Raw genomic sequence first — 21,509 nt, forward strand, 5'->3', positions numbered from 1 at the left:
CGCCAGATTTACAGTGCTCCCACCATGAATCAAGGGTCGATCACGACCTACGAACAGCACTATTGGAGAGACTGATGGCTAAGCGTGATGTCGTTTTCCCGAACGGACGCCAGGATTTGTACGATCACAACCGCTACTCTGCGGCGGTACGCTCGGGTGATTTTCTGTTTGTCTCGGGCCAGGTAGGCAGCCGTGAAGATGGCTCACCGGAGCCAGACTTCGCCGCCCAGGTGCAGCTGGCCTTCGACAATCTGGCCAATGTCCTGAAAGCGGCCGGTGCCAGCTTCGAGGATATCGTCGACGTGACCAGCTTCCATACCGACCCCGAGGCCCAATTCGTTACCGTGATGGCAGCCAAGGCCCGCGCGTTTCCAGCAAAGCCCTACCCCAACTGGACGGCGGTCGGCGTCACATGGCTGGCGGGATTCGACTTTGAAATCAAGGTCATTGCAAGGCTGCCTGAGTAGGCATCCAAGGCAGGCAGATTTATAAAGACCCGCGCTAGGCATGCGTTATCTTTCCGATAGGTGATCACGTTTCTGCTGAAAAGCATCGCTGAATGCGGCCGCCAATATCCCTGTTGGCATGGCGATGATCCCAATGCCCGCCACGGCCGTTAAGCCCGCAAAAAATTTGCCCAGCGCCGTGACCGGTGTGACGTCCCCATAGCCCACCGTAGTGAGCGTGGCGATACTCCACTACAGCGCCCGAGGCACGCTGCCAAACGCTTCAGGCTGCGCGGCGGCCTCTACCAGATACAAGCAGCAAGACGAAAACAGCAGCAGCAAACCGGCCACGCCTGCACTGAGCCATAACTCATGGGAGCGCGACTTCAGCGCTGCCGCCAAGGCTGCCCACGCCTGGCTGAAGCGGCCCAGACGGGCAAGCCGCAGCATTCGCACCAAGCGCAGAAGGCGCAGCAGGAAAGCGTTGTTGTGGGCCATGAAGCCCAGAAAGTACGGCACGATGGCCAGTAAATCGACCAACGCCCAGAACGAGAACACATAGCGCACCCGCCCCGTCACTCCCCGATAGCGCAGGTCCTCCCCAACGGCATAAAGTCTCAACAGGTACTCGACCATGAAGATGGCTACGAAGATCGCTTCCAGCGTCGAAAACAGCCTCGGTGACAGCGCTCGCAGCGTGGGCTCGGTTTCCAGAATCGCCGTGATCGATGCCAATAGAATCAACAGACAGATAATACGATTAGTGACCGACAAGCCCTGCTGAAGGCGAGCTTCAGGAGCTAACTGCCGATGTAGCGCGGCTCTGAATGAGGTCATATGATAAAAGCGTTCAGCCAGTGAGAGGAAAGAGGCGCCACTATAGCGCTAAAATCTACCAAGCTGTTTACCCACCAGTGGCTGCAAAGCGATTAGCATCTTCACTGGTCGAGCCGACTGGCGACGAGACAACGCCCAGCAGACAACGTGTCGCGAAAGCCAACATCGACTAAGGTGATGACACTCCATCGCCAAAAGGGATTGCGCAATGATCGAAACAAGGGAAGAACTCGACGCCATCAAGAAGTCCTGCCATGCCATGGTTACACGCAGCGCCAGCCTCTCCGCAGGTACGGCGATGATTCCTGTGCCGGGGTTGGACATTGGCTCGGACGTGGCGATCCTGATGCGCATCATCCCCAAGATCAACAGCCAGTTTGGGCTAACGCCGGAGCAGATCGACCGTCTGGATACCGAAAGCAAGCTGTTCGTCATGACCGCCATCTCCAATACCGGCAGCAAGATGGCGGGCAGGTACATCACCAAAAACCTGATCGTGACCCTGCTTGGCAAGATGGGCATCAAAGTCGCCGCCAAAGGCACCAGCAAATTCGTCCCGCTGATTGGCAGCGCCGTGGCGGGCGGCATCAGTTTTACCGCCATGAAATACATGGGCAACAGCCACATCGAAGACTGCTACAAGGTCGCGTTGGCCGCCCTGGAAAACCGTCAAATCGAACCGATGGCCGACGCCGACCCCGAGGCGCCAGCCGATGACTCCCCCCCGACCGAGACGCCGTAGCGTCGACCAACAAGGAAACACAATGCCTGCTTATGTCATTTTGACCCGTGAACACACCCACAACAGCGAAGAAATGCAGCGCTACAGCGAAAAGGCCAAAGCCGCTCGGGAAGGCCACGACCCGCAGCCGCTGGCCTTCTACGGAGACTTCGAAGTGCTGGAAGGCAGCGCCATGGAAGGCGCCGTGATCCTGCGCTTCCCCGACATGGCCGCCGCCCGCGCCTGGTACCAAAGCCCCGCCTACCAGGAAGCCCGCCAACACCGCTTCCTGGGCGCCGATTACCGCGTCTTTTTGGTAGAGGGTATGGAAGAGGTGTGATAAGCAAACACTCTCCTGCTGTCATCAGCGGGGGAGTATCATCAAGGGATAGCTGCTATAATGAGCTCAACAGAACGACTCAAGGAGCGCGATAATGGTTCGCAGGCCCCCCACAGATAAAGTAATCGTTTCTCGTGAGCGTATTGTGCGAGCCGTCGCCAGCTCGAGTGCAATCGAGACAGGCGAGCGTACAGAGGTGATTGAAAAACGCCTGATGTCTCGCCCAAGGCTTTTCAACAAGTTGACCTTATCTTCCTGAGGCGATGCCTTCGACGTTACTGCGCCGACAAAACATCACGAACTAAACGTTCGACAAATTGGTAGTCGCCCTCCAGACCAGCCTGAATCGCTTTGAAATAGTAATCCTTGTGCTCATTCCATAAGCTATAGTCCAGTGGTTGAGCCCCCGCCTTGACAGCCATCACATCCAACAGCAAACGTGAGATCCGGCCATTTCCCTCACGGAATGGATGAATCAGTATGAACTCGACATGCATTTCAGCAAGAAAGCTGACCAGTTGCTCGTCTCCCATCTCAGGTAACGTAGCAAAACGAGCGAGATACTGGTTCTCGAACACTTGAGCCAACCTATGAATTTGCAGAGGCGATGCAAACCGAATATCGGGCTTAGACATATCAACGGTTCGGTATTGGCCCGCCCAATCGTAAACATTACCTAGCCAAGCTCTATGCCAATGGCGAATTCTTTTTAAATCAACCGTTTCTGGGAAAGTATCAAACACCTGTATGTAGAGCGCTGCAAGCAGCTCCGTCTCTGCAGTATTCATATCTGCCGGATCATCAATACCGGCAAGATTCTTCAGCACCTTATCTTCTGATCCCGGCTGATACTCACTTTCACTACCAGAAACTTCATAACGACTCATAGGAATAGCCTTGCTTCACTGCGCATGCAGCCCCAATTGAGCACACGTTAGCAACCGATACACAACCAAGAGTACACGTTCCGCTGCGAGCGAACACCAAGCCTATGCAAACCAGCCCATCAGCTCAGCATTCTGTATCACCCCAGCAACAAGTCACCCTCGATGGGGATGAACTGGCTGGCGGCGTTGATCAGGGAGGCGGCGGTGAGCTGGGGCACGCCGTAGACTTCCACCCGTTTGCCGTGGGCCTCACGGATCTTCTGCGCCAACAGGTCGAAGTCGCCATCGCCGGAGACCAGCACCACCACATCCGCCTTTTCGGCATATTCGATGGCATCGAGGGTGATGCCCACGTCCCAATCGCCCTTGGCCGAACCATCCGCGCGCTGAATGAACGGCTTTAACCTGACCTCGAAGCCAATCGAACGGAGGATATTCTGGAACTCACGCTGCTTGGCATCGCTCTTGTCGATGGCATAGCAGCGGGCGGCCAGCACCTCCCGGTTCGCCGTTGCCTTGGCCCAGAAACGCCGATAATCGAAGTGCCTTCCGTAGGCGTCGCGTACGGTGTAGTAAACGTTCTGAGTGTCTACGAAGATGGCAACGCGGGTCATGGCATGGGGGCCTCGGCAGTGAGTGTGCCCCCATGGTACGCGATAACCCATGCCCTCGAACTCAGTATATTGGGCTCCTCACATCAGACCTTCACTCCTGAATAAAAGAGGCCATGAGCATGGCGTCAAGCCGCTTTCTAGCCATGACGGCGCGCGCGCCACTCCAACACACGCTCCTGAAGCCCCATCACGAACACGAAAAACACCGGAACGAACAGCACCACCAGCAAGGTACCGCTGACCATGCCGCCAAACACGCCGGTGCCGATGGCGTGTTGGGTATTGGCGCTGGCGCCGTAGGCAAGCATCAACGGCACCACGCCGAGACCGAAGGCGAGTGATGTCATCAGGATCGGGCGCAGGCGCAGTCTGGCGGCCTCCACTGCCGCTTCCCGTAATCCCCAGCCTTGCTCGCGAAGCTGTTTGGCAAATTCCACGATCAGGATTGCGTTCTTTGCCGACAGCCCAATCACGGTGATCATGCCAACCTTGAAGAACACATCGTTGGGCAGCCCCCTCAGCATCACGGCACCCACTGCCCCCAGCAGCCCCAGCGGCACCACCAGCATGACCGAGACCGGAATAGACCAGCTTTCATACAGCGCCGCCAATACCAGAAATACCGCCAGAATCGACAGGGCCATCAGCATGGGTGCCTGGGAAGAAGACTGCCTTTCCTGCAAGGACTGGCCTGTCCAGGCCACGGCGAAACCGGGGGGAAGCTGCTGGACCAAGCGCTCCACCTCGGCCATGGCCTGACCGGTGGAAGCGCCCGCCGCCGCACTCCCGGAAATGCTCGTGGCGGGATAGCCAAGATACCGCTCCAACTGTAGCGGCGTTTCGTCCCACACCGGCGTGACCACCTCGGAAAGCGCCACCATGCCTCCTCGCACATTGCGCACCTGAAGTCTCAATACATCGTCGATCTGCATACGCGCCGGCGCATCCGCTTGCAGGATGACCTGCTGCATACGGCCCTGGTTGGGGAAATCGTTGAGGTACGACGACCCCATGGCAGCAGAGAGGATGTCACCAATATTGGCGAAGGGCACGCCCAGAGCCTCGGCCTTGCGGCGGTCGATATCCAGGCGAAGGCTCGCACCCTCGGGCAGGCCATCGGCGTAAACGTCGCTCAAGACCTGGCTTTGCGCGGCTAGCGCGATCAGTGCAGTTTCCGCTTCCTTCAAGGCGGCAGGGCCTTGGTTGCGGAGATCCTGAAGGTAAAAAGTAAACCCCGACTTGGTGCCCAGCTCATCGATTGCCGGGGGCAACAGGCTCATCACCGTGCCTTCGTTGAGCCGCTCCATGGCCTGCTGGGCTAGCTCGGCTTCTTCCGCCGTGGTCGCGCCATCGCGTTTCCCCCAATCCTCGAGCATGGTGAACGCCAGCGCCGTATTCGCCCCCGAGCCGGAAAACCCGAAGCCCAGGATGGACATGTTGCCGCTCACCGCCGCACGTGACATCACATGATTCTCGTAGGCCTTGACCACCTCCAAGGTCCGCTCGGTGGTCGCGTTGGCAGGTAGCTGAATACTGGTCATGAAGTACCCCTGATCCTCTTCTGGCAAAAACGATGACGGTAGCCTGCTCATGGCAAACAGCAACACGCCCGACAGCGCCAAGAACAGCACCATGAGCCGACCGCTGCGAGCGACCAGCCCGGTCACCTGGCGCTGATAGCGCCCGGTCAGAACATCGAAACGACGATTGAACCAGCCGAAAAAGCCACGTTTGTCATGATGACCGGCAGCCACGGGCCTGAGCAGGCTCGCGCATAGCGCTGGCGTCAGCGTGAGCGCCAGAAACGCCGAGAACAGAATCGAGACCACCATCGACAGCGCGAACTGTTGATAGATCACTCCCACCGAACCACTCGAAAAAGCCATGGGCACGAAGACCACGGTCAGCACCAGAGTGATGCCGATGACCGCGCCGGTGATCTCTTTCATCGCCTTTTGAGTGGCCTCTTTCGGAGGCAGCCCTTCCGAAGCCATGATGCGCTCGACGTTTTCCACCACCACGATGGCATCGTCGACGATAATGCCGATAGCCAGGACCATGCCGAACATGGTCAACACGTTGATCGAGAACCCCGCCAACAGCATGACCGTGAACGTGCCCAATAGCGCAATCGGTGCCACCAACGCAGGAATCAGGGTGTAGCGCACCTTCTGCAGAAACAGCAGCATGACCAGAAACACCAGCACCATCGCCTCGATCAAGGTGTGGATGACCTTCTGTATGGAGACCTTGACGAAGGGAGCCGTGTCGAAAGGCACCGAATAGTTCATCCCTGCAGGCAGGCTTGCGCCAAGCTCGGCAAGGCGCGCGCGTACGCCATCGGCCGTGCGTACGGCGTTGGCCCCAGGCGCGAGCTGGATAGCCGCAGCGGTGGCGGGCTGCCCATTCTCACGATTCGAGAAGCCATAGGATTGAGCCCCTAGCGCCACCCTGGCCACATCGCCCACCACCACCTGAGCGCCGCTCTCGTCTGCGCGCAGCACAATCGTAGCGAACTCCTCGGGGGTACGCAGTTGCCCGTCGGCCACCAGCAGCGTGGTGACCCTCTGGCCAGGGACAGCCGGAGAAGCCCCGATACTACCGGGTACGATGGGCGCGTTCTGTGCCTGAATCGCGGCGGAAACGTCGTTGATCGAAAGCTCATAGTCCGCGAGTTTTTGCGGGTCGATCCAGATACGCATCGCCTGCTCGGCACCGAACAGCTGCACCTTGCCTACCCCATCGACACGCCGAAGCTCCTCGACCATGTTGCGCGCCATGTAGTCGTTCAAGGCCAATTCATCGAAGCGCCCATCCTCTGACGTCAACCCCACGATCATCAAAAAGCTCGACGACGCGGATTCGACGCTCAGCCCATCCTGACGCACCGCCTGAGGCAAACGGGGCTCCACCGCCTTGAGCTTGTTCTGAATGTCCACCTGGGCCATCTCCGGGTCGGTACCCGGCTTGAAGGTCACGGTGACCGACGCCGAGCCCGAGGCATCGGCGGTAGATTGGTAATACAGCACGTTCTTGACGCTGGAAAGCTCACGCTCGATCAGGCTGACGACGGTGTCGCTCATGGTTTGTGGGGTTGCGCCAGGGTAAGTGGCGGTGATGGTCACCGACGGCGGCGCCACGGAGGGATAATGCGCCACCGGCAGCGAGGGAATGGAGATCACACCCAACAAGATGATGAACAGGGCGATCACCCATGCAAAGACTGGGCGCTGGATGAAGAACTGGGGCATGGCAGAGAGTCCTGGAGCGAGTTCTGAATATCAGCGAATGGAGGCAGCAATGGCGCCGTCGGGTGTAGGGGCCACCCAGCTCACTGGATCGACCTGTGCACCGTCCGCCAAGCGCTCGACGCCTTCCACGACGACTTTCTGGCCTTCGGTCAGGCCGGCCTGAACCCGGTAGCGCCCCTCTTTCACGTCAGCAAGCTCGACGGCCATCATCTCGACCCGTTCGCTGTCGTCCATCACCCACACATAGGGCTTGCCCCCAATGCGCACCACGGACTGCTGCGCGACGCTCAGCACCGCGTCATACCGGGCATACGGCACGCGTGCACGCACGAACATGCCAGGCAGTAGCCTCCGTTCCGGGTTCTCCACCAGCACACGCAGCAGCAGGTTGCCAGTGCTGGCATCGACTTCGATACCCGAAAAAAGCAGATGGGCGGCGACGTCATAAGGCGCACCATCGCGGCCCAACAGGGTAATCGGCATGCCGCCCTCGAGAGCGGGGTAAGAAGCCATGGCATCCTGGAGCCCATCGAGAGAGGACGATGGGCGGCGAACATCCACATAGACCTTGTCGATGTTTTGCACCCGCGCCAAAGGAGTACTCTCGCCGCTGCCGACCAACGCCCCCTCGGTCACCATCGCCTGATCGACGCGCCCGGAAATCGGCGTCGTCACCGTGGCAAACGCCAGGTCGAGGCGGCGACGTGACAGCGTTGCGCGGGCCTCCGACACGTTCGCCTCGGCCTGGCGGGCAGTGGACACAGCATCGTCATAGGCCTGACGGCTCACCGATGCCCCCCGCACCAAGGTTTCCAGCCGCGCCGACTGGGCACGGGCATTGGCAAGCTCCGCTTCGGCTTTTTGCAGCGCGGCTTGGGCGATATCCACCTCTGCCTGAAAGGGCGCCGGGTTGATTTCGAACAAGGCCTGCCCTGCGGCTACTTCGTGGCCTTGCTCGAACAGACGCCGTTGAACGATGCCGCCGACCTGAGCGCGAATGTCGGCCACTTGAAACGGCGCGACCCGCCCGAGCAGGTCCTCGGCAATCTCCCACTCGCCTACGGCCAGGGTTTCGACGGAAACCCGAGGCGCAGACGGCACATCGACCTCCTCCACCTGAGGCTCACACCCTGCCAGCAAGGTCATCAACAAGGCGACCACACCACCACGACGGCATACCATTCCAAGCTTCATGACGAGTTCCTTCAGTACAGGCAGAGGCCTGCCAATAGAATGGAAGGGACTATAGCGGCCCAGCATGGGATTCACGTCGACGGTATGTGGAGATATGATGGAGAACGAATTTCATCGTCTTCGAGCCCTCATGCATACGACTCATCAGCCCTCCCCTGCCACCTCAGGCGTGCAAGCCCTGGTGCTCATCGTCGAAGACGAGCCTGACATCGCCGATATCCTGCAGGCGTATCTGGCACGCGCGGGGCTGCGCACCCTGCACGCAGCGGACGGACGCAGGGCGCTGGATATGCACGCCACGATGAAACCCGACCTGGTATTGCTCGATGTGAAAATGCCGAAGCTGGACGGATGGCAGGTGCTGTCGGAAATTCGCCACCGAGGCCCCACCCCGGTCATCATGTTGACGGCCATGGATCAAGACATCGACAAACTGATGGGTCTGCGCTTCGGCGCCGACGACTATGTCGTAAAGCCCTTCAATCCCGCCGAAGTGGTTGCGCGGACTCAGGCCGTGCTGAGACGAACCCTGAACGATGCCCACCACCCGCCCCAGGTGCTTCGCATCCCGCCCTTCGAGATCGACCTGGAGCAGCATGAAGCATCCGTGCAGGTGAACGGCTCCTCGCACACGTTGGCCCTGACGCTCACCGAGTTCAGGCTATTGACCCACTTGGCACGGGCACCCAAAAGAGTCTGCACCCGCGCAGAGCTGCTGGCGGCCTGCCTACCCGAAGGCGAAGCAATGGAGCGCACGGTGGACAGCCATATCAGCAAGCTGCGCAAGAAGCTCGAAGACCTGGGCATCAACGGCATGCCAGCAAGTATTCGCGGCGTTGGCTACCGCCTGTGGGGCACGGAATGAAGCTCGTCGGGTTGAGCCGCACCATTGCCTTGACCATGGCCGCGATGGCTTTCGGCATCACCCTGTTGGTGGTGGTCACCTCATATCTGTTTTATTTTCTGGCGTCTCGCTACTGGCAGGACTCGCTCGACGACTTCGGCCTGTTCCCCACCGGTCCGGAATGGATCTGGCTCGCCCTGACCACGCTCACCGGGCTCACCTTCGCGATGATCGTCGGCGTACAGCTGGCGCGGCGTATCCTGGTGCCACTGAACTCCGTCACGCTGGGCATTCGCAAGGTGGCACAGGGCGACCTGAGCGCCCGAGCCACCACAGGAGACCGCTCGCTGGGCGAAGCCGCCGTGCTGGCCAACGACTTCAATGCACTGGCAGACCAGCTCCAGCGCATGTCTCAAGAGATGACCTTCTGGAACGCAGCCATTGCCCATGAGCTGCGCACGCCCGTCACTATCTTGCGTGGCCGCCTGCAAGGCTTGGCAGAAGGGGTGTTCCCTCCTGAAACACCGCAGTTTCTGAGCCTGCTGGCCCAGATCGACGGCATGGCACAGCTGATCGAAGACCTTCGTGCCGTCAGTCTGGCCGAAAGTGGGCATTTGAACATCGAGATCAAGCAGTGCGAGCTTTCCGCTGACATCGAGTCGGTCGTCGAATTTTGTCAGCATGCACTGAATGCATCACAGCATGAGCCAACGCTCGATTTACAAGCGGGAAGCGTCCATTGCGACCCGTTTCGTATTCGCCAAGCGCTGCTTGCACTGCTGGAAAACGTTCGCCAGCACGCATCGCCAGGCCCCGTCCTCATCCAAACGCGCCAAGACGAGGGTGCGTGTGTATTGCGTGTGATCGACGCTGGCCCAGGCATCCCGCCGGACGATGCCACCCATATTTTTACCGCGTTCCGACATGCTCGGGAGACCGACACCGGTACACAGGCAGCCAAACGAGGAAGCGGGCTCGGATTGGCAGTCGTGGCGGCGATTGCCAAAGCTCACCATGGCGAGGCCAGATGCTACCCTTCTGACGAAGGCGGCTCCTGTTTCGAGGTGCGCTGGCCTACACCATCACCATCGACGTGATCACATGGGGCGTGATTGCTGAATGATCGGCAGTGAGAACCTGCCCACCAAACCAAGCGCCAGAGCGCAGCACTCGGCGCTTTATATCTTTCTCCAGTTCAGCTTCGGAATACACATTACCAAATATGGCCATACACGGTTCTTACATCTTTGCCAAATAAATCTGCCTAGTAAAAGTGTGGCCGCTTCAACCTATAAACACCATCACTACCAGCACCATAGCCAGCAATAGCAGGTACACTCTGGCATGAAGATGGTCAGGAATGCGCCCAATCCAGGTCGACGCCAGGCGAATACCGAGCCATGAGCCCACTGCGAGTACCAGCAAGGCGCGTAGATCCACATAACCGGCATACCAGCCCCCCAACGCAGGGTGGTTCGCCGACAGCAACACATACGTCGCGGTGCCACTCACCGCCATGGGCAACGACAACGGATTGGCCATGGCAGTGGCTGCCGTCATACTCGCGCCTCTCCGGCGCATGAGCGGTACGGTCATCACGCTGCCGCCAACGCCCAGTAAGGCGGCCACTGCACCAATCAATGTCCCCGTCATCGCCGTCACCCCTCGCCCCATAGGACGCACATCACTCCCTGACTGATGCAGAAAACCGGGCCGCAAACTGGCATCCGCAATCGTGAGGGCTAAATAACCAATGAACGCCCAGCGCACCCACTCGCCACTTAACGACACGGCCGCCGCTGCGCCCAGCACAGCGCCCAAGGCGATATAGCCCACCAGCGGACGCACCAAGTGCCACTGCACGGTCTGCCGTTGGTGGTGGCGCCATGTGGACAGGGAAGCCGCAAACACCATCAATGCCGTCGAGGTGGCCACCGCGATATGCATAGCCGCCTGACCGACACCACTATCCGGCCCATGGACGAAAATCAGCAGGGTATACAGCAAGGGAACCACCACGAACCCACCACCAAAACCGAACAATACGGTGGTCACTCCCGCCACCCCGCCACAAAGTAGCAATACGCTATACACCGGCACTCTCCTGATGAAACGAAACAGCAGGCACTATATGCTGGCGAGGATTGGCCGACATTCGTCGTTAGGACAACCATCAACGCGTTTCAGCCAGGTTAACGCTAATGCTCAATACACCTCTTCCAGAGGTAGATCATGTGGCACGGCCCATGGTGGCCATCGGCACGGACTACCGCCCCGGTACCCTCCTTGATTTTCATACCCATCGCCGTGCCCAGTTTCTCTATGGCATGACCGGCGTTATGGAGGTGAATACGGATGACGGCACCTGGATGGTGCCGCCCTTTAGCGGTGTCTGGCTACCTGCGGGCAAGCGGCACCAAGTACGCATGAACGGGGTGAGCACTCGAAGCCTCTATATCGAGCCCCATGCCGCGCCACGCGCTGCGAGCAGCTGTGAGGTGCTGGTCGTGACGCCTCTCCTGCATCACCTGCTGCTGGCTTCCGCCCACATCCCCGCACTCTATGATGAAAATGGCCGCGACGGAGCTCTGGCTCGACTACTCCTATGCGAACTGGAACAGGCTGAGGCCCTGCCACTATTTGCGCCCCTGCCCCACGACCTGCCACTCGCCAGCCTGTGCAGAGATTTTCTCGGCCAGCCGAGCATTCACACCCTTCCTGAAGAGTGGGCTCGGCAGTTGCACTGCAGTCAACGCACCTTTAATCGTCTGTTCCGTCAGCAGACCGGACTCTCCTTTGGGGTATGGCGCCAGCAAGCCTGCCTGATGGCGGCGATTCCCAAGCTGCTCTCCGGCAATTCCGTTACCCGAACCGCACTGGAACTCGGCTACGACAGCCCTGCCGCTTTCTCCAACATGTTTCGCAAGGTACTCGGCCAATCTCCTAGTACTTTTGTTCGGGCGGCGAATCGTTAGAGGAAGCGTAAAAAGCAGCTGCTACAGGTGTTAGCGCTACCGTTTCAAGACGTTCAGTAATCATCGGTATATAGGTTTCATGGCGTGGAGAATGTCCGCCATCTTCAGCAGCAACATTAGAAAGAGCGTCACTGGTCTGCCCACTTGTCATTCTAGTCAGCCACGCATATATTCATATTTGTTATTTTTGAATATAGGAAGCACATCATGGCAACGACTAGCCTTAGCCTAGGAGAACACTGGGAAGCCTTCATCAAAAACGAAGTCTCTAGCGGTCGCTACGGCTCCGCAAGTGAGGTGGTGCGGGATGCATTACGTGCCATGGAAGAACGCAAAAGCAAACTTGAGGCGCTACGTACGCACCTAGCCCAAGGTGCCGAGCAAGCGAGCGCTGGTGAATTCGTGGACGATTTCTCAATGGATGCATTAATCAGCGATTTGGATAACGAATCGTAATGCTCACATTCCGTATCACACCGAGAGCAAGGGACGATTTAAAAGATATCGGCCGCTATACGGAATGGCAGTGGGGCAAGAACCAACGGGATACCTATCTAAGGGATTTTGAAAAACGGTTTCACTGGCTCGCAGAAAATCCCCTGCCAGGAAGGCATCGCCCAGATATCAAAGAGGGTTATTTTAGCTACCCTCAAGGCCAGCACGTTATTTTTTATCTGATTGGCCATGAATGCATTGAAATCATTGGCATTCCTCATAAAGAGATGGATATCGTTTCCTATTTTCTGACTGATTGACGACCTTCAAGTACCAGGCGCCCCCTAGCATGTGTACAGGGCGATGGCATCGTGGCATGCGCCGTATTGGCAGAAATAAGGTGCAACACCCCCACCACCACCAATTTTCTTCTCGGCGTCCGGCCTCCGTCGCTCGCCCTGCGGCCACGCTTACATCGTCCAGCGAGGCGGCGGACAGCTTCGCCAGCGCGGCAATGTCATCCAGCAACCCAATCCAGCCGCCAATGGCCATGGGTATTTCCTCCGTGAATAAGCGTTGTTGATCGTAAAGCACACCGTAGCGGGAGGGCATTGCCTGTTTCACGCCAACAGACAGCGCTGTGACGATCTGATACGCTCACGACGTCAAGGACAGCCACGACTTATCACAGGAAAAGCACGCCCATGGGTTCCAAAAAAGCAGACCGCTAGGCCGCAACAACCCTGCTTCACTCGTTGTTGCGGCAGCCTGACCATCACATCGATGCCCTGCAGGCCGCTGTCGAATACGCTGATTCGTACGGAGCTTTTCCTGTGCCTATTCAAAACCCAAGCCCTTGGGCTTATCGCCTACCCCTGGCGCTGGCGTTGCTGGCCCCTTTCAATCTGCTTGCCTCACTCGGCATGGATATCTACCTGCCGGTGGTGCCCGCCATGCCGGGCATTCTCGATACCACGCCCGAGGTCGTTCAGCTTACGTTGACGCTCTACATGATCATGCTGGGCGTGGGCCAGATCCTCTTTGGCCCGCTTTCAGACCGCCTGGGCCGTCGCCCCATCCTGATCGGCGGCACCCTCGTTTTCGCGGCGGTCTCCATATTCCTGGCGTTCACCACGGAAGCCTGGCTATTCGTGGTACTCAGGCTGGTGCAGGCCATGGGGGCCGCCACCATGCTGGTCGCGATGTTCGCCACGGTGCGCGATGTGTACGCCAACACGCCGGAAAGCGCAGTCATCTATAGCCTGATGAATGCCATGCTGGCGGTGGTGCCTGCGCTGGGGCCTATCGCGGGCGCGCTGATAGCCCGTTACCTGGGCTGGAGCGCCCTGTTCATCACCCTGGGCATTCTGGCCCTGCTGACCCTCGGCTACGCCTTCCCGAGATGGCATGAAACACGCAAGGCATACGCCCCCACCCGCCTGGCGGATATGGGGCGCGTGCTCAACAGCGCTCACTTCTGGGTCTATACGGTCGCGTTCGGGACCGCCATGGGGGCGTTTTTCGTGTTCTTCTCGACGGCCCCCCGAGTGCTCATCGAAGGGGCGGGCTTTAGCGAGTTGGGGTTCAGCGTGGCCTTTGCGACGGTGGCCTTGGCCATGATCGTGACGGCGCGCTTTGCCAAACGTTTCGTGACGCGCTGGGGCATTCCCGGCTGCGCCCTGCGTGGCGCGCTGATTCTGCTGGCCAGCGCAGGCCTGCTGGGGCTGGGGGAAGTGTTCTTCACGCCAAGCCTGTGGTCGTTTGTCTTACCGATGTGGCTCGCTGCCGTGGGCATCGTGTTGATCACTTCCGTGACCGCCAACGGCGCGCTGCACGCCTTCAGCGACATGGCAGGCACCGCCGTGGCGCTGCACTTCTGTGTGCAGAGCCTGATCGTGGGTGGCGTGGGCACTGCGGTGGTGGTCATGCTGGATGGCAGCACGGCGTGGCCGCTGATCGCCTACACCGGCGGCATGGCAGCGCTCACGCTGGGGCTGCTCACCGGCTTAGCCCGGCGGAGGCGGTAACGATAGGGTAATGCGTGTGCAGGGGTGGCTGCGCTCAATCGCGCATCTTCAAGCGCTGGGCCCTTCTCCGCCGGGTGGCCACCACGGCCACGACCGCGACGCACAGCACAGCGGCCACCCCTGCCAACACCACATGGGAAAGGCTGCTCAGGCGCTCAAACAGTGGCGCGAGCGCCTGACCAAACAGATAACCGAGCGTGACCCAGGCGGCCGACCAGATCAGCGCCGACAGCGCATTGAGCACGATGAAACGGGGCCAGGGAAAGTTGGTCGTACCGATGGTCACCGCACCGGCCATGCGCAGCCCGTAAAGGAACCGCAAGGAGAACGCGAACGTATTCGGGTGGGCGTTGAACGTCGTCAGTACCCGCCCACCCGCCGCGCTACGCTGAACCGAACGCACGATAGCGCTATTGCGCCACCCATGCCCGAGCAGGAAGAACACCTGATCCGCCAGGAAAGCGCCCAAGGCAAGCGAGACCACCGCTTCACCAAACCCGATCAGGTGCCGATGCATCATGATGCCGCCCAGCATCGCGACGGCTTCACCCTCCAGGCTCGCCCCCACGAACAAGCCGAGGCTGCCATAGTTCGCCACGAAATAATCAAGCGTCATGTGCATTCATCCATCAAGTAACCCCGCCAGGTGGGTGCCACGTCAACGCAATCTCTATCACGATTCAGGATGATGCAGAGGTGAATGAGGCTTATGGAAGGCAGCTGCTTCAGTTTGCAGCCAACCTGGCTGCCCCAAGCACATGAGCCGATTGCCCCGCCTATTCGGCTCAGATGATGAGCCGATTATGGTTGATATTCGGCTCATGGGCTAGTGGATGGGCTTGCCTCGGCGACATCACCCACTGGGTAAGCATCTTGGAGATATCCGTGCGGGTTATGTCAGCTACGCCCAACGTCATCTTTTCTCTGATGGGCTAAGAGTGCATCGAAATGATGCTACTCCGCACAAAGCGATGGGTATGCTCGCCTATTGCTTGCTTGATTAGGCACTACACGAGCACCGTCAGGGCCTATGGACTGAATCAGGAGTTTACAACGCCCTACACGCCGGAGCAAAACGGCTAGGTGAAACGCTTCTTGCGCTCCTTAAAGGAGGAGTATGCTTAGCTACACCGATTTGAAGCGCTAGGTCAGCCAGAGCGATCATTAGACGCTGAATCAGGTACTACAACGAAGACGGCCACATCAGTCATTGGGGTATTTGGTAACCAGAGCACGCCCAGCATTAGCTGCATAGGGTGTGCAGAAATTCAAGAGGGAACTACAAAATGCCACATAAAATAAATTTTAGATTCAATTGAAAAAATATCCTATTTCCCAAAGTCAGCTCTTTTCTCTTCTAGCTACTCATCACCTGATAACAATTAAATTTCACCAGAAGTGGTATTTATTCAAAAACACCCTTAAAAATAACAGTAGAAAAACTATCAAACGGATCAAACAGTAGCTCGTCACTTATATTACTGGGCCATCTAGCCAAGGCTGGCTAAACTACCAACCTTAAGCCATAATAAATAAAAGCTAATTAGAAAAACTCTATTGTATATTTCCATATTCTAGACAACCCTACACTTGTCTCTTTTGAATAATTACTTGTAAATGGATAAAGAACGCTTACCGGCTGGTCTGAAAAACTATTTAAGTACGCAAGCCCAATACCTAAAACTTGTGGTTTGGCTGATAAAGGGCAAAGATAAATATGCCCATATTCTTCTAAGCATTTATTCTTAAAAATATACGAAGACAAAATAGCTGCCGTTTCAAAAGGATCATATGCGGGAGCAAACATTGGGGCTCGTAGAGCATCTAGTGAGAACGATTCATCAGCACTTTCTGTACGTAACATATTCTCTTGGAACATATCCGCACTTAAAGAAGGAAAGCCTAATAAAGGTACTACTTCAGCATTTTCATTATACTGGGCGGCCTTTGATATTAAACTTACATCATAACCAGCTGCGACAATCATTAAGTCCTTCTTGGTTGAAATATCGTTCCCCCCTTGAAACCCTATAACTTGTCGCGTCTCTGATACGGAGCCGCTTGAAAAAACAGTATACTCTTTTTTAGTATAATAGCTTGGTTCACTGTAAATAAAATCCACTTTTTTAAAACCATTATTTTTTTAAAAAAGCCATCAAAAAAAGAAGCTGTGCCCTCAAAAAACCAGTTGAATCAATGCATATATTTTTATTTTTAAAATCTCTTAATTTAATCTTACCGATGAAGTCGCTCACCTGTAAAGCTTCATTGCCTTCTTTAACTATTACTACGTTCGCATGTGATGGATACTCAAATTCCGAAAATTCATATTCAGGGAAAATAAGCCAGAACTTTTTCAATGAGTTGGATTTTTCAAAAATTTTCCGCACCCTTTCACTAGCGTTATATGCAGAAATAAAAACATCGTATGTTGGCCATAACCCGTCCACATACATCTCTTCTCTGTAATACATTGAATAGTGCATTAAAACTCCAGACCTAGTTGCTTACTATTTTTTTCATCAACAGCGCAGACATCAGAGACAATCTCAAATGGCAAGTATCTAGAATTATAAAATTCTCTTCTATATTCACTAAATTCTTCTTCTAAATCTGGATCGAAGATTTTATTAAAATTTTCAGCCGTTATTGCAAGAGAGCCACGTCTACGCACTGATAACCCCCATTTAGGGCAAAGTAAGCCATTAACATAATAATTAGAAACAATTTTTTGCGAATTTTTTTCTTGTCTAGGTGAATCTGACTTAATTAACACTCTAACAAGCGTAGCCCAATCTAAAATTTCTTTTGCTTTTTCGCTAATGGAATTTCTATCGATGATGAATCCTGAAGCAGAGCATTCGACTGGTTTATCAGAATACATTTCAATACGTAAAATCTCACATAGCCTAGATAAGGCTACTGCAACACTGCTGCCAAGTGCTCCTTCCGTAACGCAATCATCATGGAGCCAGTCAGAAGATTCCTTTAATGCAATTTTCTGAGCTCTCAATGAGATTTTATCATCCGGAGAGAACGGCATCTTGCCTTGAAAAACCTCTATCTTGTATACATTTCTTAATAGTGTAAGTATATGGCGCGGAAACCCTTTAGTCATTGCTAGTAAGTTATCGATCCCTAAATACTCATCCAGATTATTTCCAACAGATGCACGTAAAGAAGATGCCACATAATTATTTTTATAATATTTTATTTTCTTAGCTATTATTGATTCACCTTCGAGATTTGAAAGCATACTAATTTCATATTTAATCTTCTCGGATATCTCTATTAGTTCATTAATAGATCTTTTTTTCTTTGACCATTCTTGAGAAAAAATATGAACTGCAGCCAATTCTACTAGTCGATTACTGGGATAAGATAAATTTCTCGAAATAGACACTGCAATGTTTTTCGGAACTTTGGTAGCAATTCTTGAGTTAAATGCTTTAAGAACTGCGCTTATGCCAGCTTTTTTACTTTTCGATAAATTAATATTCTTTTCAATATTTGGATTTTCAAACATCTCTCTTAAGAAAAATTTCTTTTTATCCAAACTATCAAAATCATTATTTACGATAAACCCTGCCCTCAGAAGTCTATTAAATATAAGATTAAAGGCAAAATCTTCATACTTTCTAGATTCATTATAAATATTGTCCAGCCTGATGGTCTCGAACTCATGCCCCTCTCTATTTTCTTCACCAGAGCCTAACGTTTCAAAAGTTTTTATACCATGTGTACGAAAACCTAGACGAAAAGATACTGGGAGTTTTTTCTCTCTGAGTAAAGAGTTAATATATCTTTGTTGTATTTCACTAATATTTTCCATTTCATCAATTAAATATAAAAAAGAAACATTTTTAAAATAAGGGGAGTGTTTTTGCAATAACTTAGGTATTCCAAAAACCAGATCTCCTCTAGAAACAAGGATTTCTATATCTAATTTTTCCTTAAAAAAAGCATTATTAATTTCAGAATCCACTGCTTTAGAAGTGTTAATAAGCCAATTTTTCACCTCAGTTAAATTTTTATTCAAACTATGTTTTCTTTCACCACCTATTAATGAAAGCACATCATTGCAAAAATCATTTGGACAGTTTAGCAACTGATCATCTTTACTATAAAGATAGGAAATTGACTCCATTACTAGTGCTGCACACCAAAGTTCGAAAGAGTATTCAAACAAAGCAGATTTTAGATTAATGTCATATGGCAAATTATCGAATCGTGATCCATTTAAGCCACTAGCTTGAAAATAAACGCCAAAGTAACCATCTTGAGATATTCCTTTTAATGCATTTTTATTATTTCTTAAGGCCTGAGATTTATAAGAAAAATATCTCATTAAATGAGTTTTACCGCTGCCTTTACCACCAACTAAGTACTGAGATAAATAATGAGATGGGGAAAACAAATCAACCAGCCCATCTCCTTCAAGATCGACCCACTGCTCATTAATATCACCATCATCTAAATCATTAGCTTTCAATGTTGTAAATGGGTTTTTTTGAAGCAGATCCATATCATTCCCTCAAAACATATTGCCATATAGTTTCGTGTAGCGCTTGAAAATAGGATTCCAATTCTTAGTTTGCCAAAAAACAGGTAATGTATTATCCGGAGTATTATGATAAAAGCCTAAAAGTAGCTGCCCGTTACCATAACCTAATAGCTCAGCCGGATGCATAGAGATTAATCTTGCATATTTTTCACAAGTTTTTTTTATCTCATTTTTACAAAAATCGTCCCCAGCATTACTGAAATATCTAGATTTATCCGAGAAACATTTAAAAGTTTCGTCTAATATGAAAACACTATCTGCTCTATCAAAGCTAGTTTCATTTTTTACTTTCTCAATTCCTTTACTTGTAGCAAATAAAGTATAGTAATAAACCTCAATATTGGAATCAATATTTTTAATTTCATCTACTATTTTTTTAGAGTAATTTACAGCTTGATCGCCACTACCACAAACATCATCGATAAATATATATCTCTTTATATTTTGGTCAGCAAGACTCATATCTAAAGCCCCATGCCGACTTCTATTAAACGAAAAAATCTCATGCACATGCATAAATTTATTTTTATCTAGTTCGTTTTCTTGTCGGAAAAAGTATAGAAGATGCGTTCCACTCTCTGATGGATTACCTACTCCCAAAAAACGAGTCTTTGATAATTCAATATCAATAACTTGTTTAATACTCTGGAAATCAATTGTATTGTTATTATCTTTCCGTATTGTCTGCACTAATGGATTATAAAATTTATCCCTATAAACTGACCTAAGAAGCTCCCTAATCTCCCTTACTCCAAAATACATAAAGTTACTCAAGAGGAAAAGCGCTTGAGTTTTTTCGCATTTTCTAATATTAGTATGAGCTGTAAAATTATCTAACCAATTTTGGAGATTAGATTCATTAACTTTATTTTCCCATACTGTTTGAGAAAGTTTCATTATTTTTGTTTCAAGCTTCTCTACTGTCGTTAGTTCGTTCATTTTTGAAGCACCAAGATCCACTCAGAGTTTATAATACTAGCAGTTTTATTTCTCTTGGTCATTAGTCCTCGGGAGCGAATGCCATCTATTAATAACAATTTGGTAGAAAAGCCAATTTCTTCAGCTAGAAACTGGAGATACTTCCTTGTTTCGAATGGCATTTTACAAACTTCATTATCCCCTACCACTAAAACACAATAACGGTTTTCTTTCAAGACGCGATAGCATTCTTTTAATGCTTCTCTCATTTCTTGAAGATAATTAGCGCATATATGTGCTCGCAATGGATTTATATTTCGTATTTTTGTTAATACAGCATCTATTTCTTCGTTTCCTATAACTTCAAGAGCTTCATATTCTTTTTTCGAATAATGTTCTCTTCCAATATTTTGTTTTTCAATGTCCCTCAAACTTTGATTTTGACAAAAACCTAACCATCCTAAACTTAACGATGAAGACCTTATATATTTTTGTGCTCCTACATAAGGCGGAGAAGTAAGCACTAAGTCCACACTATTATTTGAAATTAAATCTCGTGATTCCAGATTTACCGTGATTTTTCGCGCATCATTCCCCACAACTCTAGCTTTATTCTCGACTTTTAGACTAATTAAATTTCCAAGCCTATGTAAATTTTCCTGAAACTGATTTGAGAAAATATTAAAAACATCTGCATCTTCTATCTGACTAATCCTAGATATTGCCTTCTGCTTTTCATGATCATTATATTTATCAATCTTTAACCGAACAGGGACACTTAGTCGAGGGTCTGAATAACTTATTTTTTTGATAATATTTGATAGAGTAACTCTCATGAAGCTCTGAGCTGGCTCATCTTCGATTTCATTTATTGCTCTAACTATTTTTGATATGTCATGCTGAGTTTTCTTTGGAAACCATAAGTCCTGATTAACTACATGTACATGTTCTCCCTTCCTAAATCTACGAGCTTTTTTTAAAACAGATATGCACTCTGATTTTAGCAACTCAGGGCAGACTGACTTTGTTTTCACTTCGGCTATTAACCTCGCCAAAGGATTTGCATCGCATCCTATAGCATCATGCCCACCAATTATTGATTCTAACAAAACTGTCCCAGTACCACAAAAGGGATCTAAAACTAAACTATTTTGTGCCGGTAGAATAACATTTGAATTTATAAAAAAAATAGGGATATGCTTAAGGAGTTTTGCGGGATATGAGTGTATATAGTGAGTCAACGAATCAGAATATGGCACCCAATACACTAAATCTCTAAAACTCACCTCTATAGCTTGGCCATTTTCTTCATAACGTTTAAAAAGATTTAACAAAGTATCATCTATATACTTTACATAAGTATCTTTTAAATTAGATTCGTTTTTTAAAGTTAAATCATTCAATTTTATTTCCAAATAAAATTTTCAAAGCAAATCATATATATCAACTAAAAAGG

21 protein-coding genes and 1 pseudogene are annotated in these 21,509 nt (G+C 52.1%); 9 read left to right on the top strand and 13 right to left on the bottom strand.

Features of this window, described 5'->3' with window-relative positions; all coding sequences use genetic code 11:
• Positions 1 to 74 precede the first annotated feature (74 nt).
• Entirely contained in the window at positions 75 to 467 is a 393-nt protein-coding gene (locus LG409_RS14150; protein WP_227406948.1) for a RidA family protein, read from the top strand.
• 45 nt (positions 468 to 512) lie between these two features.
• Here LG409_RS14150 and LG409_RS14155 read toward each other — a convergent pair.
• Positions 513 to 1,283: pseudogene (locus LG409_RS14155) on the bottom strand (potassium channel family protein).
• A 208-nt stretch (positions 1,284 to 1,491) separates the two neighbouring features.
• Between LG409_RS14155 and LG409_RS14160 the strand changes: the two are divergent.
• A complete protein-coding gene (locus LG409_RS14160) occupies positions 1,492 to 2,025 on the top strand; it encodes a hypothetical protein (RefSeq protein WP_227406949.1) in 534 nt (177 codons plus the stop codon).
• A gap of 22 nt (positions 2,026 to 2,047) precedes the next feature.
• Positions 2,048 to 2,344, top strand: a complete 297-nt coding sequence (locus LG409_RS14165; RefSeq protein ID WP_227406950.1) for a DUF1330 domain-containing protein — start codon at positions 2,048 to 2,050, stop codon at positions 2,342 to 2,344.
• A 275-nt stretch (positions 2,345 to 2,619) separates the two neighbouring features.
• Here LG409_RS14165 and LG409_RS14170 read toward each other — a convergent pair whose 3' ends face one another.
• The 4 genes from LG409_RS14170 to LG409_RS14185 all read right to left on the bottom strand — a co-directional run bounded on the left by LG409_RS14170 (position 2,620) and on the right by LG409_RS14185 (position 8,290).
• Positions 2,620 to 3,231, bottom strand: coding sequence for a Fic/DOC family protein (locus LG409_RS14170; protein WP_227406951.1), 612 nt, complete (start codon positions 3,229 to 3,231; stop codon positions 2,620 to 2,622).
• A 137-nt stretch (positions 3,232 to 3,368) separates the two neighbouring features.
• On the bottom strand, positions 3,369 to 3,845 hold the full coding sequence (locus LG409_RS14175; RefSeq protein WP_227406952.1) for a LabA-like NYN domain-containing protein: 477 nt from the start codon (positions 3,843 to 3,845) through the stop codon (positions 3,369 to 3,371).
• A gap of 137 nt (positions 3,846 to 3,982) precedes the next feature.
• Entirely contained in the window at positions 3,983 to 7,096 is a 3,114-nt protein-coding gene (locus tag LG409_RS14180) for a multidrug efflux RND transporter permease subunit (protein WP_227406953.1), read from the bottom strand.
• A 30-nt stretch (positions 7,097 to 7,126) separates the two neighbouring features.
• Positions 7,127 to 8,290, bottom strand: coding sequence for an efflux RND transporter periplasmic adaptor subunit (locus LG409_RS14185; protein ID WP_227406954.1), 1,164 nt, complete (start codon positions 8,288 to 8,290; stop codon positions 7,127 to 7,129).
• Between the two features lie 130 nt (positions 8,291 to 8,420).
• Here LG409_RS14185 and LG409_RS14190 point away from each other — a divergent pair, with 130 nt between their 5' ends.
• Entirely contained in the window at positions 8,421 to 9,155 is a 735-nt protein-coding gene (locus LG409_RS14190; RefSeq protein WP_050980301.1) for a response regulator, read from the top strand.
• Positions 9,152 to 10,231, top strand: coding sequence for an ATP-binding protein (locus tag LG409_RS14195; RefSeq protein WP_227406955.1), 1,080 nt, complete (start codon positions 9,152 to 9,154; stop codon positions 10,229 to 10,231). The genes LG409_RS14190 and LG409_RS14195 overlap by 4 nt, the downstream gene beginning before the upstream one ends.
• Positions 10,232 to 10,418: 187 nt before the next feature.
• On the opposite strand, the gene LG409_RS14200 is transcribed toward LG409_RS14195, so the two are convergent.
• A complete protein-coding gene (locus LG409_RS14200) occupies positions 10,419 to 11,228 on the bottom strand; it encodes a sulfite exporter TauE/SafE family protein (protein WP_227406956.1) in 810 nt (269 codons plus the stop codon).
• Between the two features lie 107 nt (positions 11,229 to 11,335).
• On the opposite strand from LG409_RS14200, the gene LG409_RS14205 reads away from it, so the two are divergent.
• From LG409_RS14205 to LG409_RS14215, 3 genes are all read left to right on the top strand, one after another.
• A complete protein-coding gene (locus tag LG409_RS14205) occupies positions 11,336 to 12,109 on the top strand; it encodes an AraC family transcriptional regulator (RefSeq protein ID WP_227406957.1) in 774 nt (257 codons plus the stop codon).
• 207 nt (positions 12,110 to 12,316) lie between these two features.
• Positions 12,317 to 12,565 (top strand): type II toxin-antitoxin system ParD family antitoxin, encoded by a 249-nt coding sequence (locus tag LG409_RS14210; protein WP_144982072.1) that lies wholly within the window; start codon positions 12,317 to 12,319, stop codon positions 12,563 to 12,565.
• The gene (locus tag LG409_RS14215; RefSeq protein ID WP_227406958.1) at positions 12,565 to 12,864 is read left to right on the top strand and encodes a type II toxin-antitoxin system RelE/ParE family toxin; all 300 of its coding nucleotides are present in this window, start codon (positions 12,565 to 12,567) and stop codon (positions 12,862 to 12,864) included. Before LG409_RS14210 ends, LG409_RS14215 begins: the two co-directional genes overlap by 1 nt.
• Here the strand turns inward: LG409_RS14215 and LG409_RS14220 are convergent.
• On the bottom strand, positions 12,809 to 13,156 hold the full coding sequence (locus tag LG409_RS14220) for a DUF808 family protein (protein ID WP_319799327.1): 348 nt from the start codon (positions 13,154 to 13,156) through the stop codon (positions 12,809 to 12,811). The two genes, LG409_RS14215 and LG409_RS14220, sit on opposite strands and share 56 nt — an antisense overlap.
• Positions 13,157 to 13,383: 227 nt before the next feature.
• On the opposite strand from LG409_RS14220, the gene cml reads away from it, so the two are divergent.
• A complete protein-coding gene (gene cml / locus LG409_RS14225) occupies positions 13,384 to 14,571 on the top strand; it encodes a CmlA/FloR family chloramphenicol efflux MFS transporter (RefSeq protein WP_446719101.1) in 1,188 nt (395 codons plus the stop codon).
• 34 nt (positions 14,572 to 14,605) lie between these two features.
• Here cml and LG409_RS14230 read toward each other — a convergent pair whose 3' ends face one another.
• From LG409_RS14230 to LG409_RS14255, 6 genes are all read right to left on the bottom strand, one after another.
• Entirely contained in the window at positions 14,606 to 15,187 is a 582-nt protein-coding gene (locus tag LG409_RS14230) for a DedA family protein (RefSeq protein ID WP_227406961.1), read from the bottom strand.
• 927 nt (positions 15,188 to 16,114) lie between these two features.
• Positions 16,115 to 16,693 carry a hypothetical protein gene (locus LG409_RS14235; protein ID WP_227406962.1) on the bottom strand — a complete coding sequence of 193 codons (579 nt, stop codon included), beginning with the start codon at positions 16,691 to 16,693 and terminating at the stop codon, positions 16,115 to 16,117.
• 13 nt (positions 16,694 to 16,706) lie between these two features.
• A complete protein-coding gene (locus LG409_RS14240) occupies positions 16,707 to 17,057 on the bottom strand; it encodes a hypothetical protein (protein ID WP_227406963.1) in 351 nt (116 codons plus the stop codon).
• Complete coding sequence (locus LG409_RS14245; protein ID WP_227406964.1) at positions 17,057 to 19,096, bottom strand: ORC-CDC6 family AAA ATPase; 2,040 nt, start codon at positions 19,094 to 19,096, stop codon at positions 17,057 to 17,059. Before LG409_RS14245 ends, LG409_RS14240 begins: the two co-directional genes overlap by 1 nt.
• A gap of 9 nt (positions 19,097 to 19,105) precedes the next feature.
• Positions 19,106 to 20,074, bottom strand: a complete 969-nt coding sequence (locus tag LG409_RS14250; RefSeq protein WP_227406965.1) for a phosphoribosyltransferase-like protein — start codon at positions 20,072 to 20,074, stop codon at positions 19,106 to 19,108.
• On the bottom strand, positions 20,071 to 21,456 hold the full coding sequence (locus LG409_RS14255) for a site-specific DNA-methyltransferase (RefSeq protein WP_227406966.1): 1,386 nt from the start codon (positions 21,454 to 21,456) through the stop codon (positions 20,071 to 20,073). The genes LG409_RS14250 and LG409_RS14255 overlap by 4 nt, the downstream gene beginning before the upstream one ends.
• Positions 21,457 to 21,509: the final 53 nt, after the last annotated feature.

The organism is Halomonas sp. NyZ770 (assembly GCF_020616575.1).
Taxonomy (GTDB): Bacteria; Pseudomonadota; Gammaproteobacteria; order Pseudomonadales; family Halomonadaceae; genus Vreelandella; species Vreelandella hamiltonii.

Bases quoted from the DNA above. Each gene is read 5' to 3' on its own strand.
- LG409_RS14245 (WP_227406964.1), bottom strand. From the start codon at position 19,096: ATGGATCTGCTTCAAAAAAACCCATTTACAACATTGAAAGCTAATGAT.
- LG409_RS14185 (WP_227406954.1), bottom strand. From the start codon at position 8,290: ATGAAGCTTGGAATGGTATGCCGTCGTGGTGGTGTGGTCGCCTTGTTG.
- LG409_RS14230 (WP_227406961.1), bottom strand. From the start codon at position 15,187: ATGACGCTTGATTATTTCGTGGCGAACTATGGCAGCCTCGGCTTGTTC.
- LG409_RS14205 (WP_227406957.1), top strand. From the start codon at position 11,336: ATGCTCAATACACCTCTTCCAGAGGTAGATCATGTGGCACGGCCCATG.
- LG409_RS14175 (WP_227406952.1), bottom strand. From the start codon at position 3,845: ATGACCCGCGTTGCCATCTTCGTAGACACTCAGAACGTTTACTACACC.
- LG409_RS14215 (WP_227406958.1), top strand. From the start codon at position 12,565: ATGCTCACATTCCGTATCACACCGAGAGCAAGGGACGATTTAAAAGAT.
- LG409_RS14195 (WP_227406955.1), top strand. From the start codon at position 9,152: ATGAAGCTCGTCGGGTTGAGCCGCACCATTGCCTTGACCATGGCCGCG.
- LG409_RS14165 (WP_227406950.1), top strand. From the start codon at position 2,048: ATGCCTGCTTATGTCATTTTGACCCGTGAACACACCCACAACAGCGAA.
- LG409_RS14240 (WP_227406963.1), bottom strand. From the start codon at position 17,057: ATGCACTATTCAATGTATTACAGAGAAGAGATGTATGTGGACGGGTTA.
- LG409_RS14210 (WP_144982072.1), top strand. From the start codon at position 12,317: ATGGCAACGACTAGCCTTAGCCTAGGAGAACACTGGGAAGCCTTCATC.
- LG409_RS14250 (WP_227406965.1), bottom strand. From the start codon at position 20,074: ATGAACGAACTAACGACAGTAGAGAAGCTTGAAACAAAAATAATGAAA.
- LG409_RS14150 (WP_227406948.1), top strand. From the start codon at position 75: ATGGCTAAGCGTGATGTCGTTTTCCCGAACGGACGCCAGGATTTGTAC.
- LG409_RS14220 (WP_319799327.1), bottom strand. From the start codon at position 13,156: ATGCCCTCCCGCTACGGTGTGCTTTACGATCAACAACGCTTATTCACG.
- LG409_RS14180 (WP_227406953.1), bottom strand. From the start codon at position 7,096: ATGCCCCAGTTCTTCATCCAGCGCCCAGTCTTTGCATGGGTGATCGCC.
- LG409_RS14170 (WP_227406951.1), bottom strand. From the start codon at position 3,231: ATGAGTCGTTATGAAGTTTCTGGTAGTGAAAGTGAGTATCAGCCGGGA.
- LG409_RS14160 (WP_227406949.1), top strand. From the start codon at position 1,492: ATGATCGAAACAAGGGAAGAACTCGACGCCATCAAGAAGTCCTGCCAT.
- LG409_RS14190 (WP_050980301.1), top strand. From the start codon at position 8,421: ATGCATACGACTCATCAGCCCTCCCCTGCCACCTCAGGCGTGCAAGCC.